The sequence below is a fragment of the Pacificoceanicola niger genome, from assembly GCF_048553275.1.
In the GTDB taxonomy this organism is placed as follows: Bacteria; Pseudomonadota; Alphaproteobacteria; order Rhodobacterales; family Rhodobacteraceae; genus Pacificoceanicola.
On the sequence record NZ_JBLZMW010000003.1, the window covers coordinates 1 to 15,455 of the forward strand.

At 63.5% G+C, this 15,455-nt stretch carries 13 protein-coding genes; 6 read left to right on the forward strand and 7 right to left on the reverse strand.

The features are described 5' to 3' along the window. Positions 1–93: 93 nt before the first annotated feature. From ACN2XU_RS04810 to ACN2XU_RS04835, 6 genes are all read left to right on the forward strand, one after another. Positions 94–780 (forward strand): adenylate kinase, encoded by a 687-nt coding sequence (locus ACN2XU_RS04810; protein ID WP_419409274.1) that lies wholly within the window; start codon positions 94–96, stop codon positions 778–780. 66 nt (positions 781–846) lie between these two features. Then, positions 847–1,134, forward strand: a complete 288-nt coding sequence (locus tag ACN2XU_RS04815; RefSeq protein WP_419409275.1) for a DUF4212 domain-containing protein — start codon at positions 847–849, stop codon at positions 1,132–1,134. 5 nt (positions 1,135–1,139) lie between these two features. Beyond that, on the forward strand, positions 1,140–2,927 hold the full coding sequence (locus ACN2XU_RS04820; protein WP_419409276.1) for a sodium:solute symporter family protein: 1,788 nt from the start codon (positions 1,140–1,142) through the stop codon (positions 2,925–2,927). Between the two features lie 96 nt (positions 2,928–3,023). After that, entirely contained in the window at positions 3,024–4,847 is a 1,824-nt protein-coding gene (locus ACN2XU_RS04825; protein ID WP_419409277.1) for a DUF294 nucleotidyltransferase-like domain-containing protein, read from the forward strand. A gap of 28 nt (positions 4,848–4,875) precedes the next feature. Next, a complete protein-coding gene (locus ACN2XU_RS04830; protein WP_419409278.1) occupies positions 4,876–5,367 on the forward strand; it encodes a hypothetical protein in 492 nt (163 codons plus the stop codon). Between the two features lie 3 nt (positions 5,368–5,370). Continuing rightward, the gene (locus tag ACN2XU_RS04835; protein WP_419409279.1) at positions 5,371–6,768 is read left to right on the forward strand and encodes a 3'-5' exonuclease; all 1,398 of its coding nucleotides are present in this window, start codon (positions 5,371–5,373) and stop codon (positions 6,766–6,768) included. Between the two features lie 123 nt (positions 6,769–6,891). Here the strand turns inward: ACN2XU_RS04835 and ACN2XU_RS04840 are convergent, their stop codons facing one another. The 7 genes from ACN2XU_RS04840 to boxC form a co-directional block, all read right to left on the reverse strand. Then, positions 6,892–8,967, reverse strand: a complete 2,076-nt coding sequence (locus ACN2XU_RS04840; RefSeq protein ID WP_419409280.1) for an FAD-dependent oxidoreductase — start codon at positions 8,965–8,967, stop codon at positions 6,892–6,894. Between the two features lie 18 nt (positions 8,968–8,985). Continuing rightward, positions 8,986–9,903, reverse strand: a complete 918-nt coding sequence (locus ACN2XU_RS04845) for a helix-turn-helix transcriptional regulator (RefSeq protein ID WP_419409281.1) — start codon at positions 9,901–9,903, stop codon at positions 8,986–8,988. 86 nt (positions 9,904–9,989) lie between these two features. Continuing rightward, complete coding sequence (locus ACN2XU_RS04850) at positions 9,990–10,547, reverse strand: acyl-CoA thioesterase (RefSeq protein WP_419409282.1); 558 nt, start codon at positions 10,545–10,547, stop codon at positions 9,990–9,992. Positions 10,548–10,567: 20 nt separating this feature from the next. Continuing rightward, positions 10,568–11,752, reverse strand: a complete 1,185-nt coding sequence (gene boxA / locus ACN2XU_RS04855) for a benzoyl-CoA 2,3-epoxidase subunit BoxA (RefSeq protein WP_419409283.1) — start codon at positions 11,750–11,752, stop codon at positions 10,568–10,570. Positions 11,753–11,844: 92 nt separating this feature from the next. After that, on the reverse strand, positions 11,845–12,012 hold the full coding sequence (locus ACN2XU_RS04860; RefSeq protein WP_419409284.1) for a hypothetical protein: 168 nt from the start codon (positions 12,010–12,012) through the stop codon (positions 11,845–11,847). A 140-nt stretch (positions 12,013–12,152) separates the two neighbouring features. Further along, positions 12,153–13,604 carry a benzoyl-CoA 2,3-epoxidase subunit BoxB gene (gene boxB, locus ACN2XU_RS04865; RefSeq protein ID WP_419409285.1) on the reverse strand — a complete coding sequence of 484 codons (1,452 nt, stop codon included), beginning with the start codon at positions 13,602–13,604 and terminating at the stop codon, positions 12,153–12,155. Positions 13,605–13,730: 126 nt separating this feature from the next. Continuing rightward, a complete protein-coding gene (gene boxC / locus ACN2XU_RS04870) occupies positions 13,731–15,392 on the reverse strand; it encodes a 2,3-epoxybenzoyl-CoA dihydrolase (protein WP_419409286.1) in 1,662 nt (553 codons plus the stop codon). Positions 15,393–15,455: the final 63 nt, after the last annotated feature.

Consider the following 15,455-nt stretch of genomic DNA (forward strand, 5'->3'; position numbering starts at 1 on the left):
GACTACGGCGCATTGGGCGACACATCAACACTCGCCGACCCATCCGTCGTCGATGACCTCATCGATAACAGAATGCATCGGGGGGCATGAGCGATGGATGGAAGCAACACACCCACCACCGCGCCGGTTCTGATCCTTCTCGGCCCTCCGGGCGCCGGGAAGGGCACGCAGGCCCGCATGCTCGAAGACAAATTCGGACTGGTTCAACTCAGCACCGGGGATCTGCTGCGCGCAGCGGTGGCCGAAGGCACTGACGCTGGCAAGCAGGCCAAGGCGGCGATGGACGCGGGCGGCCTTGTCAGCGACGAGATCGTCATCGCCATCCTGCGTGACCGTCTTGCCGCGCCCGATTGCGCCAGCGGCGTGATCCTCGACGGATTTCCCCGGACAACCGTTCAGGCGCAGGCGCTCGATACGCTGCTGGCCGAAAGCGGCGGGCGCATCAACGCCGCGATCAGTCTCGACGTCGAAGACGCTGCCATGGTGACCCGTATCGCAGGCCGCTACACCTGCGCCGAATGCGGTGAAGGCTGGCACGACAGCTTCAAACAGCCAAAGATTTCAGGCACCTGTGACACCTGCGGCGGCACCGATTTCAAGCGCCGGGCCGACGACAAGGCCGAAACCGTGGCCAGCCGCCTGTCGGTCTACCATGCCGAAACCGCCCCCTTGATCGACTATTACGCCAGGCAGAACGCGCTGAGCCGTGTCGATGCAATGGGCGCAATCGAGACAATTGCCGAGGACCTCTCGGCGATCGTGAAAACGGCCACCGCGTAGACGCGCGGTGGCTTCGCGCCTTCCGTCACCGGGGGGCATTCGGAGGAAAAAAGGAGGACCCGCACCATGACGGATCACACATCTCAAAGCGCCGCTGCGCAGGCCGAAGCCGACAAGGGCTATTGGTCTGCCAATGTGCGCATCATCATAATCAGCCTCATCATCTGGGCGCTGGTATCGTTCGGTTTCGGCATTCTGCTGCGCCCTGCCCTCGCAGGGATCAGCGTCGGCGGCACCGACATTGGCTTCTGGTTCGCCCAGCAAGGCTCGATCATCGTCTTTCTGGCGCTGATCTTCTTCTACGCCTGGCGGATGAACAAGCTCGATAAAGAATACGGCGTGGAGGAGGAATAACGGACATGGATCAGTTTACAATCAACCTGCTGTTCGTAGGCGCATCCTTTGCGCTCTACATCGGCATCGCGATCTGGGCCCGTGCGGGCTCTACATCGGAATTCTATGCAGCCGGCCGCGGTGTTCACCCGGTCACCAACGGCATGGCGACGGCGGCGGACTGGATGTCGGCGGCCTCGTTCATCTCCATGGCCGGTCTCATCGCCTTTGTCGGTTATGACAACTCCACCTACCTGATGGGCTGGACCGGTGGCTACGTGCTGCTGGCGCTGCTGCTCGCGCCCTACCTGCGCAAGTTCGGCAAGTTCACCGTCTCCGAGTTCATCGGCGACCGGTTCTACAGCCCGACCGCGCGCCTCGTGGCCGTGATCTGCCTGATCATCGCATCGACCACCTATGTGATCGGCCAGATGACCGGTGTGGGCGTGGCCTTTGGCCGCTTCCTCGAAGTCAGCAACACCACCGGCCTGTTGATCGGTGCCGTGGTTGTTTTCGCCTACGCCGTGTTCGGCGGCATGAAGGGCGTGACCTACACGCAGGTGGCGCAGTACTGTGTGCTGATCCTCGCCTATACCATCCCGGCGATCTTCATCTCTCTGCAGTTGACCGGCAATCCGATCCCGGCGCTTGGCCTGTTTGGCGATCATGCCGCCTCCGGCGAGCCGCTGCTGATGAAGCTCGACCAGATCGTTCGCGAGCTGGGCTTTGGTGAGTACACCGCGCACAATGGCGATACCTTCAACATGGTACTCTTCACCCTGTCGCTGATGATCGGCACCGCCGGTCTGCCGCACGTGATCATGCGCTTCTTCACCGTTCCCAAGGTGTCCGACGCCCGTTGGTCCGCCGGTTGGGCACTGGTGTTCATTGCACTGCTCTACCTGACGGCCCCGGCCGTGGGCGCCATGGCCCGCCTGAACATCACCGAACAGTTCTGGCCGAACGGAGCATCGGGCGAGCCGGTGTCCGTCGAGACGATCGACTCCGATCCGGCCTATGCCTGGATGGAAACCTGGCAGAAGACCTCGATGCTGGGCTGGGAAGACAAGAACGGCGACGGGCGCATTGCCTACTTCAACGACGGCAACGCAGAAACCGTTGCGGCGATGGAAGCGGCTGGCTGGGGCTCGGAAAACGAGCTGACCAACTTCAACCGTGACATCCTCGTTCTGGCCAACCCCGAGATCGCCAACCTGCCGTCCTGGGTGATCGGCCTCGTGGCCGCCGGTGGTCTTGCCGCCGCGCTCTCCACCGCCGCGGGCCTGCTGCTCGCCATCTCCTCCGCCGTCTCTCACGACCTGCTCAAGGGTCAGTTGACCCCGGACATGTCGGAGAAGAACGAGCTGATGTCAGCGCGGATCGCCATGGCCGTGGCCATTGCCGTTGCCACCTATCTCGGCCTCAACCCTCCGGGTTTCGCAGCGCAAACCGTGGCTCTGGCCTTCGGCCTTGCCGCTGCGTCGATCTTCCCGGTGCTGATGATGGGCATCTTTACCAAGGTGAACAGCAAAGGCGCCGTGGCTGGCATGGTCACCGGTCTGGTTGTCACGCTGGTCTACATCTTCCTGCACAAAGGCTGGCTGTTCATTCCGGACACCAATTCGTTCACGGATGCGGACCCGCTGCTGGGCACCATCAAGTCGACCTCCTTCGGCGCCGTGGGTGCGGCGATCAACTTCGCGGTGGCATTCACCGTATCGAAGTTGACCGCGCCGATCCCGCGCGAAATCGAAGAGCTCGTCGAAAGCGTCCGCATCCCGCGTGGTGCCGGTGCTGCCGTGGACGGCCACTGAATGCGCTGCAGGGCTGGACATGCGTCGGCCCTGCCCCTGTGCTTTTCTCCCGTCCCGGTGTATCCGGGGCGGGATTTTCTATGAATGCGAGTGAACATGGCCCTCGATACCGCCGCCCTGCGCCGATTCCTGTCCAGCGTGCATCCCTACGATGCGCTGCCCGAAGAGGCGCTCAGCGGCCTTTTGCCCGCCTTTCGGGTACAGAACATGGCCGCCGGAGAGGACATCTACCGGCTCGGCGATCCGCTTGAGGGGCTTTATCTGATCCATTCCGGCTCTGTTGCCGTGCGCGACCAGAACGCCGTGCAGATCTCCCAGCTCGGACCACGCAATTCCTTTGGCGAGCGCGGATTGGGCCGCGACGGCATCGCTGCCACCTCCGCCCGGACGCTTGAAGACACCGTCCTGCTCGTTCTGCCGAAATCTGATTTTCTGCGGTTGGTCGAAACCCAGCCCGAGGCCGCGAAGTTCTTTGACCGCTCGCGCTCCCCACGCCCCAAACGCCCGGACCTCGCCACCAGCCCGGTTGAAACGCTGATGGCTCGCGATCCGCTGACCTGCGGGCCCTCCGCGACGGTCCGCGACGCCGCCAAAGCCATGGCAGAGCGCCACGTTTCGTCGATCTGCATCACCGACGGCGGCGTGCTCAGGGGCATCGCCACGATCCGCGATCTGTCGGGCAAGGTGGTGGCGGGCGCCCTGCCCTATGACACGCCCATTGCGCAGGTCATGACGCCGGATCCGCTGTCGCTGCCGCCGTCGGCCATCGGCTCTGACGTCCTGCACATTATGATGGAGCGGCGCATCGGCCACGTGCCTGTCTGTACCGGACAGACCCTCGTCGGCATCGTCACCCAGACGGACCTCACCCGATTTCAGGCCACCAGCTCTGCCGAGTTGGTCTCCGAGATCGCCCATGCGAGCGATGCTCAGGAAATGGCCCGCGTCACCGCCCGCATTCCGCAGCTTCTGGTGCAACTCGTCGGCACAGGCAACCGGCACGAGGTTGTCACCCGCCTGATCACCGACATCGCGGATACGGCTACGCGGCGTTTGCTGGCCCTGGCGGAAAAACGGCTTGGCCCGCCGCCCGTGCCTTACCTTTGGCTCGCTTGCGGATCGCAGGGACGGCAAGAGCAGACCGGCGTTTCCGATCAGGACAACTGCCTGATGCTGGATGATCGCTATAGCGAAGAAGACGCCCCGTATTTCAAAGCCTTGGCACAGTTCGTCTGTGACGGGCTGAACACTTGCGGGTACGTTTATTGTCCCGGCGACATGATGGCGACAAGCCCGCGCTGGCGGCAGCCGGTCAGCATCTGGAAGACCTATTTCAAAGGCTGGATATCCAAACCCTCACCCGAGGCGCAGATGCTGGCCAGCGTGATGTTCGACCTGCGCCCCATCGGCGGCACGGCTTCTCTATTTGAAAACCTTCAGGACCAAACCCTTGCTCTTGCGGCGAAAAACTCGATCTTCGTGGCGCATATGCTGTCCAATTCGCTGAAACATACGCCGCCCTTGGGCCTGCTGCGCGGCTTTGCCACGATCCGCAACGGCGAGCATAAGAACACATTGGATCTCAAACACAACGGCGTGGTGCCGGTGGTGGATCTGGGCCGCATCTATGCGCTCCAGGCACAACTGAACGCCGTTAACACCCGCGCCCGGCTTGAGGCCGCACAGGCGGCGGGCGTGCTCAGCGCCTCGGGCGGGCGCGATCTGCTGGATGCCTATGATCTCATTGCCGAAACCCGGCTTGAACACCAGGCGGCACAGATCCGCGCCGGAGAGGCTCCGAACAATTACCTTGCGCCGTCCAGCCTGTCGGACTTTGAGCGAAGTCATTTGCGCGATGCCTTCGTCGTGGTGAAATCGCTGCAAGCTGCGGCCGGACATGGCAAGGCTATGCTATCTTAGAGCGCCTTTCGGGCGTCAGGGGGGAGACATGTTTCTTGAATTGATCACGGTGTTCATCGCCGGGTTCGCCGGTGCGGGCGTGGTTTTGGCGCTGACAAAAATCAGTGGCGGCCGTTTGCCGAAATGGCTGGTGCCCGTCGGCGCCGGGGCCGCAATGCTTCTGGCGACGGTCTCTTTGGAATATTCGTGGTCTGAACGCACCCGTGCGGGCCTGCCCGACGGCACGATCATCCTGAGCGAAGAGGCAGGCGGCGCGCCATGGCGGCCCTGGTCCTACGTCATTCCGTTGACGGATCGCTTCTGGTCTGTCGATACCACGGCCCTGCTCACGAACAGTGAGAACCCGGACCGCCGGATCGCCAAGATTGTCCGCCATGGCCGCTGGGCCAGGCCGCAGGCCCGGGTCGTCGCCATCGATTGCGCCCAAGGGGTCTGGGCCGAAGGCGAGGGCGACGCGCCAGTCTGGCAAAAGGACAGCCCGTCCCTCCCCATCGTGGCCCGTCTGTGCACCGGAGGTTGACCCATGGAACGCCTGAGCCTGCGCCTGCGGATCTTCCTGTTCTTTTGCCTGCAGGGCATCGGCGGCACCGCGTTGGTCTTGCTCGCCCTGTTTCTTGGGGCGGCGCGCATCGAAGCGGCCGGACCGACCGGAGCCTTTGTTTTCGCAGGGGTCCTCGCCACATTCTTCATGATCGCGCTGAGTGCGGGCATCTGGCTGCTGTTCGATGAGAACGTCGCCAAGCCGATCGAAAAGCTAGCCGCCGCGCTGCGCGCAAAGGCCCATGCCGGTGTCTCTGTGGAACTCGACGCGCCATACCTTGGCGATCTCGGCCCCGCCGCCAGCGCCATGAGCGCGGCCTTGTCCGAAAGCACCCTGAGCACCGCCGAGCGCATCGCGGCACAAACCGAGCGGTTGACCGCGGACAAGGCGCAGCTGACCGCGCTTCTCACGGAAATTCCGGTGGCCACGATCCTGGTGAACGCCGTCGGGCAGATCGTGCTCTATGATGGGCAGGCCGCCGAAGTTCTGAGCCAGATCCACACGCCGCGTCTGAATGCGCAACTCTCTGAATATTTTGACCAATCCGCACTCACCGCTGCGGTCCGAAAGATGCACAAGACCGGTCGCGACGTCACCGCCACCCTGCACGGCACAGACAAGGCGCAGTCCTATGAAGCCCGCATGAAGCCGATGGAGGGCGGCGGCTATCTGATGATCATCGACGCCGCGCAGGTCGAGATATCGCCGGATGCCGCGCGACCGATCGTATACGACTTTGACCTGCTGAACACGGACACGGACGCTGCATTCGATCACAAGCCCCTGTCAAAACTGACCTTCACTGTCTTCGACACCGAGACCACGGGCCTGCTGCCGCATAAGGACGAGATCGTTCAAATCGGCGCTGTGCGGGTCGTCAACGGGCGCATCACCCCCGGTGAGACCATCAACCAACTGGTCGACCCCGGTCGCCCGATCCCGTCCGCCTCGACCCGCGTGCACCATGTGACCGATAGCATGGTCGCCGGGAAACCCGACATTGCAGAGGCCGGACGGCAGTTGCACCGCTTCGCCGGGGGAAGCGTCATCGTGGCCCACAATGCGCCGTTTGATATGGCGTTTCTGCATCGTCACAAGGCGCGCATCGGCGTCGAATGGGACCACCCCATACTTGATACCGTCCTGCTGTCGGCGGTGATTTGGGGCACGACGGAACAGCATACGCTGGACGCGCTCTGCGCGCGGCTCGACGTGACGATCCCCGAAGCGCTGCGCCACACGGCGCTTGGCGATGCGCAGGCCACCGCAGAAGTGCTGGTCAAGATGCTGCCCATGCTGGAAGCCAGGGGCCTCAAGACATTTGGGGATGTGGTTGCGGAAACACGCCGCCACGGCCGCCTTCTGGAAGACCTGAACTGAGGCTGAGGCGCGCGCAGCAAAGCTGTCGCGCCAAGACCGAGGCAGGATGCGCCGATCCCGGCCTCGTTCCGATGCAAAACACTCCGGGGGGCAAGATCGCCGAGCCGAAGGGCAAGCGCCCGCTTACCCGTCCGCCGCAGGCGTCGCCTGAGCCAGAGGTTTGCCCCGCTCAAGACAGTCCAGCAACAAGGCGGACGGTGCCCAGACCAGCGCATCTTCCGCTTCCAGTGCCCGAAGACGCGCCACGATCCATGCCACGCCCAGCGTATCGGCATAATGCATCAGCCCGCCACGCCAGCGCGGGAACCCGTAGCCAAACACCGTGACAAGGTCGATGTCCCGGGCGGAGGCAGCAATGCCCTCGTGCAGGATGTCACACGCTTCGTTGATCATCGCCAGCAACAGCCGCTCGCGGATCTCCTCTGCGGCGTAGTCGGTCCGTGACCGCCCGGCAAAATGCGCCTCCTCCAACGCAAGATCGGCGACGATGGGATCTTCGACCTTGCCATTACCGCCGGGATAGCGATACCAGCCCGCCCCGGTCTTGCGTCCCAGCTTGCCCAACTCCACCATCCGGTCCGCAATGGGAATGTAGCGCCGATCGGGATCGCGCGTGGCGTCCTGTCTGCGGCGGTTGGCAAAGGCGATATCGAGCCCCGACAGGTCCTGCGCCTCGTAGGGGCCCATGGCATAGCCGAACTCGACCATCGCCTCGTCCACCTCCCAAGGCGTCGATCCGTCCATGAACACCGTATCCGCCGCCTCGCGATACCGCGCAAGGATACGGTTGCCGATGAACCCGTCACACACGCCGGCCAGCACCGGGATCTTTCGCAGCGCCTTGCCAAGCGCAAAACCCGTGGCCAGCGCACGCTCGGACGTCGCCTTGCCACGCACGATTTCAAGCAGCTTCATGATGTGCGCGGGAGCAAAGAAATGCAGGCCAACAACGCGGGACGGGTCGGATACGGTGTCCGCGATGGCATCAAGATCCAGATAAGACGTGTTCGAGGCAAGGATTGCATCCCTCGGCAATGCGGTCTCCAGCTCTGCAAAGACCGCGCGTTTGACCTCCATACTCTCGAAAGCCGCTTCGATGGCCAGCGCGCAATCGTGCGCATCGTCATAATCATCTGTCGCGGCAAACCCTGCGCGGCGGGCCTCGGCGCCCGCGTCAGTGATCAGGCCGCGTTCGAGCGATTGACCGATGATTGTCTCAATGGCGTTCCGCGCACGGGCGACGCCCTCGGCGTCCCGTTCAATCAGCGTGACCGAAAGCCCCGCATTGAGCAGCGCATAGGCGATCCCCGCCCCCATGGTTCCGCCACCCACCACCGCCACGCGCTCAAGAGGCACTGGCGCGGCGCTGATCCACTTCGGAGCCTTTGCCGCGCGTTCGGCAAAGAAAACATGGCGCAGCGCACGGGCCTGATCGCCGCTGCGCAGGGTCAAAAAGGTCTCCCGCTCGTCCCGCAGCCCGTCGGGAAAGGGGCGCTCTGCGGTCTGCGCAACCAGGTCGATGGCCCGCTGCGGCGCGATCTGCTGCGGCTGTTTCCTGTCGGCCAAGGCGCGCGCGGCAGCAATGGCCTTCGGCGCGGCGGCGGGGCGCGGCAGATCTCGCACCGGAATGGCGAGATCCAGCGCGCCTTGCTCAAGGTCCAATGCTGCCTGCAGCGGATCGTCGGCGATGGCGTCGATCAGGCCCATCCGCTCGGCCGCCTCCGCGCCGATCGTCTTGGCCGTCGGGATCAGCTCAAGCGCCGCCCTCATGCCGATCAGGCGCGGCAGGCGTTGCGTGCCGCCGGACCCCGGCACAATGCCAAGGCTGACTTCCGGCAGTCCGATCTGCACGGCAGGCGCGGCGATGCGATACCGGCAAGCCAAAGCCAGCTCACACCCACCGCCAAGCGCCAACCCGTTCAGCGCGGCAACCCACGGCACCTCGCAGGCTTCGATCTGGTTCACGATATCATTGAGGTGCGGCGCCACGGCGGGCGCATCGAATTCGCGCGCATCGCCGCCTGCAGCAAAAGCCCGGCCCTTGCCAGTCAGGATCACCCGGCTCAGCCCCTCTTCGCTGGCAACCCGCAAAAGCGCCGCCTGAAGCCCCTCGCGCAGCGCGAGGCCGATGGCGTTGACCGGCGGATTGTCAAGTTCGACGATGGCAGCCGCGCCCTGACGGCGGAAGGTCACGCGCATGAAAATGTCCTTATTAAATCAGTCGAGAAAGCCGCGGTCGCGGATCAGCGATTGTAGCCGCGCGAGGGTGTCCTCGACGCTCGCCCCGGAGGTGTCGAGCTGGGCATGCGCCCGCTCATACAGCGTCTCGCGGCTGTGCAGGATCGCCCGCAGCTGGGCCATCGCCTCGGGGTTGCCCTGCATCGGGCGGGTGTCGCCCTGCGCACGCACCCGGTCCATATGCTCGGCCGGGGTGGCCTTTAGCCAGATGGTATGAAACCGGGTCAACAGGCCGTTGTAGGTGGCCGGCTCCGCCACGATGCCGCCCGCCACGGCGAGGATCAGCCGGTCATGGGTGGCCACGATCCGGTCCAGCGCATCAGCCTCTAGCTTGCGATAGCCCTCCTGCCCATAGAGCGCCATGATCTCCTCAACCGGCATGCCGCCCGCCAGTTCGATCTCGCGATTGAGTTCGACAAAGGGCAGATCCAACACCTCCCCAGCCATGCGGCCAAGGGTGGATTTCCCCGCACCGCGCAGGCCGACAAGACAGATGCGTCCAGCGCGCTGACATTGCTCCGGCTCCGCGCTCAAGGCCTTGAGCACCGCCTGCTGCGCCGCGCGGTCCGCTTTGCGGAAACGCTCGGTCACCTGCATGACCTCGGAGGTAAAGGGATCGTCCTGCCCGACCAGCCATTCGATGCGATAATCGAGCGCCACGGCAACCCGCTTCAAAAGACCGATGGAGATATTGCCCTCACCGCTTTCGAGCTGCGCAAGGTAGCGCGGCGAGACTCCGGACATCTCCGAGAGCACCCGGCGCGGAATACCCTTCTGCTCGCGCGCGCGCCGCACACGCTCCCCGACGCGGGCCATCAGTTCAGCCACGGCAATATCAATCAGGCTCTGCCCGTCAACCGCGGTTGCCTTGCCGCTGAAAGATGTGATTTCTGCCATAGCCTGCATCATTTATGTACTATAGTGCATAGTTAACCCCGGTTGGCGGCGGGTGCAATCATCGAGTGACGCGGATGCGCCACGATTTACACGCGCTGTGGCAAATGCGGTGTAACGATGTCGCGGATGTCCTTCGGCGGCGGCGTTTTTCGAAAGCTGTCAGCTTTGGTAAAGACACAGACAAACCGCCCTTCGAAACAAAGGGCCCCGTCCTGCGTGCCCTCGACCCGAAAGCAAATCGACGTCTCGCCAAGCGATTCAGGCCAAGTGTGACAGATCAGGCGATGGCGCGGTGTGATCGGCTTGCGAAAATCGAAGCTCATGTGCACGAAGGGCGTGCCCATGTTGCGGTCGATCTCGAACTGATACCAGCCCTCGCCCACGTGCTCTTCCCACCAGGCGTTTATGGCATCGAGCGAGAACCAGGGAATGCGCCCTGTATAGACGATCTTTGCCGGATCGCAGTCGCCCCATGTGACCCGGATCTCATGGGCGAAACAACCAGCGGGGCGATCACCCATCGCGCCGCGCGCCCCGCACCACCGGTCCAAAAATATTCCGGGGAGGCGCAGCTCTGCTACGGCGGGGCAGCGCCCCGAACTCACCGTCGCCAAAGCGAGCCGTTTGCCATCCAGAAGCGCCATCCCGCACCATCCCGCCCGGATCAGTAGGTTTCCACATGATACCGCCCTTCGTTCCGCAGGGTGTCGCGCAGCGCGGTCCATTGCAGGCCGATGCTCTCGGCGATGTTGGTCAGGGCCTTCTCCACCCCCTCTTCCATCCCGCGCAGCCCGCAAATGTAGATATGCGTCCGGGGATCGGCGATCAATTCGGCCACCTTGTCCTCTTCCGCGCGCATTCGGTCCTGCACGTATTCCTTCCCGCCCTCGCCGCGCGAATAGACCAGATGCTTGTCGAGCAACGCCTGCGGCACTTTCCCGAGCGGGCCGAAGTAGGGCAGCGACTCCTGGGTGCGGGCGCCGAAGAACATAGTCATGCCACCGTTCTTCGTGCCCACCGTCCGTTGGCGACGCATGGTGAAGGCGCGCATCGGCGCAGAGCCGGTGCCGGTGCAGATCATCAGCAGCCGCGCCTCGGGATCGTCGGGCAGCAGGAAGGTCGCGCCGAAGGGGCCGGTGATCTGCACCTCCGCGCCCTGCTCCAGATCGCAGACGTAATTCGAGCACAGGCCGTTCGCCTCGCGCTTTACCGTCAGCGAGACGTTGTTGTAGCCCGGCCGCTCGCCATCGCGCGGGCTGGAGACGGAATACAGCCGTGGCAAATGCGGCTTGCCTTCGGCATCCGTGCCCGGCGGAATGACCCCGATGGACTGGCCTTCGAGCACCGGCATCGGGTGGCCGCCGAAGTCGAGGATGATGTGTCGCACATCGTGCTCCGGGTCCTTGGTCAGGCGATAGTTGCCCTGCACCCTGGCGGTCACCGGCTTGCCGAGATTGTAGAGGTTGACGGAAGGCTTGGCCGCAGAGGCCGGAGCTTTCGACTTGCCGCCCGCGCCCGAATGCGCCTCGGCCAGAAGCGCGGCCATGGCCTCGTCCAGCGCTTCGATATTGCCGCCATCGCCGCTTTCCGGCAGGTCTTCCTGCTCTGGCAATTCCTCGAATTCGTACTGTTGTTCAAGGCTGTATGGCTCGGTCACCACGCGCCATTCGTCAATGCTGCCGGTCGGGCACACCGGAATGCAGTCCATGCAGAAATTGCAGATTTCGGGATCAACGACGACGTTGTTGTCGTCATGGGTGATCGCCCCGATCGGGCAGGTCATCTCGCAGGTATAGCAGCGGATGCAGATTTCCGGGTCGATCAGGTGCTGTTTCAGCGGCTTGTTCATCGGGCAGCCTTTCGGGCAAGTCGCGGGTGCGGCGCGGCGTCCCGGTGTCCGGGGTGCGCAGCGGTCAGTCTGTCAAGGGGCGTTGGAGGCAGTCAGCCGTCGCGGTTGAGAATGACATCCGGCACCGAGAGCGCCTCGATCAACGCCTCGCACAGGCCCTGACAGCCCTTGCAGCCAATACAGGGGCCCTGCATCGCGATGATTTGTTGGCCGATGGCGGTGGTGCGCGGCGCGTGGCCGATCTTGCGTTCGCTGTGCATTGCGCGTCTCCTCTACGCTCCGAAGCCCGGCTCCGGCGGTCTGTTCGCGGAAGGAAGTATAAAAGGCCTGCCCTGCCGCGTCTTTGAGGCGGATCAAGGACGCGCGGTCTGTTGCCAAACGCGCGCCCTCGCCCTGTGGGTCAGGCCATATGCAGCTTGACGTACTCGAAATCGCCCGGCTTGTTGTCGATTCCGACCTTGGGCGGCGCGATCCAGCTGGCGTATTTGCCCGGCTCATAGACCGGCTTCATCAGCGAGGCGATGAAATCGCCATCGCCCTTCGTCGGCAGCCAGTCGTTGACCTTGGCGTCATACGCCTCGCCGGAGATCATGGTGCCCTCCGGGTCGAAGGTCTTGCCGGAGAAGACGCCGATCTGGCGGTGGAAGGCTTCGTGCGGCAGCGCCAGCTTGAAGTCGATCCCGGCCTTTTCGATGACCTTGTTCCAGCGCCCGATGCCGCCGGCCGCGTCGCGGGTGTAATCATCGCGCAGGCGCATGTTGATCGCCGTAAGCGCCGGAACCTCTTTCTGAACCGCCTTGCCATCCTCGAAATCCCACACGGTGTAGGTGTCGGACTTGAGCTGATGGTCATCGTCGATCCGGCTCTCCATATAGCGGCCCTTGATGCCCGAGTTGAAGGCATTGGCCGCGTTGGTCGAAACCTCCTGACCGAACAGGTCAAGCGACAGCGTGTAGTGCAGGTTGAGCTTTTTCTGGATCGTCGGCAGGTCGATGACGCCGAGATCGCGGATTTTCCCAATATCGTAGGGATCGGAGATGCCCGCCTTCTTCATCGCCTCACAGGTCGCCTGAATGGTCCGCGACACGCCGGTCTCGCCCACGAACATGTGGTGCGCTTCCTCGGTGAGCATGAAGCGGCAGGTGCGCGACAGCGGATCGAAACCGGACTGCGCAAGGCTTTCAAGCTGCATCTTGCCGTCGCGATCGGTGAAGTAGGTGAACATGAAGAACGACAGCCAGTCCGGCGTCTCTTCGTTGAAGGCGCCGAGCATACGCGGGGCCTCTTCGCTGCCGGACGAGCGGATCAGCAGCTCATCGGCCTCTTCCCGGCCATCCTTGCCGAAATATTTCTGCAGCAGGTAGACCATGGCCCAGAGGTGGCGACCCTCTTCGACGTTGACCTGGAACAGGTTGCGCATGTCATAAAGCGACGGCGCGGTCAGGCCGAGGAAGCGCTGCTGCTCCACCGAACCCGGCTCCGTGTCGCCCTGAATGACAATCAGACGCTTGAGCATGTTTCGGTACTCGCCCGGCACTTCCTGCCAGGCCAGCTCGCCCTTGTGCTCGCCCATCGGGATGCGGCGGTCCTCCACCTGCGGCGCAAGCAGCACGCCCCACCGGTATTCCGGCATCTTGACGTAGTCGAACTTGGCCCAGCCCTTGGGGTCGACGCTGACGGCGGTGCGCAGGTAGACCATGCTCTCCTGGAAGTTCTGCGGGATCAGCTTGTTCCACCAGTTGATATAGCCGGGGTGCCACTTCTCCAGGGCTTTCAGAACCTTGCGGTCATTGGACAGCCCCACGTTATTGGGAATCTGCGTATCATAGCTGACATTGATCAGGTCGAGCATTTGGGTTTCCTCCTCAAGGGGTGCGGGGCATAGCCCCGCCCTACGCCATCATGTCACGGGACCGACCGTCTGACCTGCAGAGACCGGGGCCCGTAGGGCGGGGCTGTGCCCCGCCGTGCCAGCGGGTCAGACCCGCTCCATATTGTAATCGCCGCGCACTCCGGTGCCGTATCGTTGCAGCGCGCCATCGGCACCAACCGCGTTGGGGCGGTTGAAGATCCAGTTCTGCCATGCCGTCAGACGGCCAAAGATCCGGGTTTCCATCGTCTCCGGCCCGGCAAACCGCAGGTTGGCTTCCATGCCGGTCATGGCGTCCGGGCTGAAAGAGGCACGCTCTTCCATGAAGATGCGGATCTCGTCCTCCCAGTCGATGTCATCGAGGATCATCGTCACCAGACCAAGCGCCTCCGCCTCTTCGGCTTCGAGCGCCTCGCCTTTGCTGTCTTTCGCCTTGTCCACAGCCTCGGGCGTGCCGAGGAAGCGGGTTTCGAGCCGCGTGAGATCGTTGCCCATGGGCATCGGGCCAAAGTTGGCATCCGTCAGCGTGATGGCGGCGACGGGTCGGTTGTCACCCTCGAACTCGTCCTCCATCATGTAAGAGCGATCCACCGCAAAGAGCAGTTCGGCCAGGATACCCGTGTAGCACGAGCCGTGCTCGACAAGCGCCACAAGGCTGCGCGAGGTCACATCCACGCGCTTGAGCACACGCTTCCAGTATTTCAGCACCTCATTGGCCAGCCAATGGTCGGCATTTTCCAGGAGCAGCGCCTCATGGGCGGCAAAGCGTTCCGGATCGCCCTGTGTCTGGAATGCCCAAAGGCCAAGCTCCATTTCATTGAGGCGCAGGTGCAGGATGGCGTCATCCAGCTCCCGGGCGAGGCGCAGCATATAGGCCTGATCGCCCTGCGCGGTGAAGGCGTCCATATCCGCCGGGACGTCCTCGTCCGGTCCGTGAATGGTGATCGTCGCCTTGCGCGCGGCGCGGTCCACGGCGACCTCGACGCAAGAGTAGGTGACGCTGCCATCCTCGGAAAAGCTGCGGCTGATCGGGGTCAGTTTGATGCCCTGCGCCACGTCCGCCTTTGTCGAGTTCGCCGCCATTTCGGCCACGCGCTCTGCGACGACCTCGTCGAATTTCGCGTTGGAGATCACCTCATCGACCAGGTTCCACTCCTGTGCCCGCTTGCCCCGCACGCCCTCTTCAGTCGAACAGAAGATATCGGCGCGGTCGCGGCGCACCTTGCGTTTGTCCGTCACGCGGGTCAGCCCGCCGGTGCCGGGCAGCACGGCCAAGAGCGGCACTTCGGGCAGCGAGACGGCGGAGGTGCTGTCGTCGGTCAGGAAGATGTGGTTGCACGCCAACGCCAGCTCATAGCCGCCCCCGGCGCAGGCGCCCTTCACAGCCGCCACATATTTCTGGCCGCTGTCTTCTTCGGCAGCCTCGAAGGTGTTGCGCGTCTCGTTGGTGAACTTGCAGAAGTTCACCTTGTGCGAATGCGCCGCGCCGCCCAGCATGCGGATGTTGGCCCCGGCGCAAAAGATGCGATCCTTGGCCGATTTCATCACCACGACCTTCACTTCGGGATGCTCGAAGCGCATGCGCTGGACCACGTCGGCCAACTCGATATCGACGCCCAGATCGTAGGAGTTCATCTTGAGCTGGTAGCCGTCAAACAGGCCGCCGTTCTCGTCCACATCCATGACAAGCTCCGCAACCGGGCCGTCATAGCGCACCTTCCAGTGCTTGTAGGCGGTCGGGTCCACCTGAAAATCGATGCGTTTGGTCATGTGCGGTCTCCTTGTGTTCGCGGCAAGCACTATATTACACATCGGCCACCCTCAATGACCAGA

Coding starts and splice junctions, on each gene's coding strand:
- ACN2XU_RS04810 (WP_419409274.1), top strand. CDS start 94: ATGGATGGAAGCAACACACCCACCACCGCGCCGGTTCTGATCCTTCTC.
- ACN2XU_RS04815 (WP_419409275.1), top strand. CDS start 847: ATGACGGATCACACATCTCAAAGCGCCGCTGCGCAGGCCGAAGCCGAC.
- ACN2XU_RS04820 (WP_419409276.1), top strand. CDS start 1,140: ATGGATCAGTTTACAATCAACCTGCTGTTCGTAGGCGCATCCTTTGCG.
- ACN2XU_RS04825 (WP_419409277.1), top strand. CDS start 3,024: ATGGCCCTCGATACCGCCGCCCTGCGCCGATTCCTGTCCAGCGTGCAT.
- ACN2XU_RS04830 (WP_419409278.1), top strand. CDS start 4,876: ATGTTTCTTGAATTGATCACGGTGTTCATCGCCGGGTTCGCCGGTGCG.
- ACN2XU_RS04835 (WP_419409279.1), top strand. CDS start 5,371: ATGGAACGCCTGAGCCTGCGCCTGCGGATCTTCCTGTTCTTTTGCCTG.
- ACN2XU_RS04840 (WP_419409280.1), bottom strand. CDS start 8,967: ATGCGCGTGACCTTCCGCCGTCAGGGCGCGGCTGCCATCGTCGAACTT.
- ACN2XU_RS04845 (WP_419409281.1), bottom strand. CDS start 9,903: ATGGCAGAAATCACATCTTTCAGCGGCAAGGCAACCGCGGTTGACGGG.
- ACN2XU_RS04850 (WP_419409282.1), bottom strand. CDS start 10,547: ATGGCGCTTCTGGATGGCAAACGGCTCGCTTTGGCGACGGTGAGTTCG.
- boxA (WP_419409283.1), bottom strand. CDS start 11,752: ATGAACAAGCCGCTGAAACAGCACCTGATCGACCCGGAAATCTGCATC.
- ACN2XU_RS04860 (WP_419409284.1), bottom strand. CDS start 12,012: ATGCACAGCGAACGCAAGATCGGCCACGCGCCGCGCACCACCGCCATC.
- boxB (WP_419409285.1), bottom strand. CDS start 13,604: ATGCTCGACCTGATCAATGTCAGCTATGATACGCAGATTCCCAATAAC.
- boxC (WP_419409286.1), bottom strand. CDS start 15,392: ATGACCAAACGCATCGATTTTCAGGTGGACCCGACCGCCTACAAGCAC.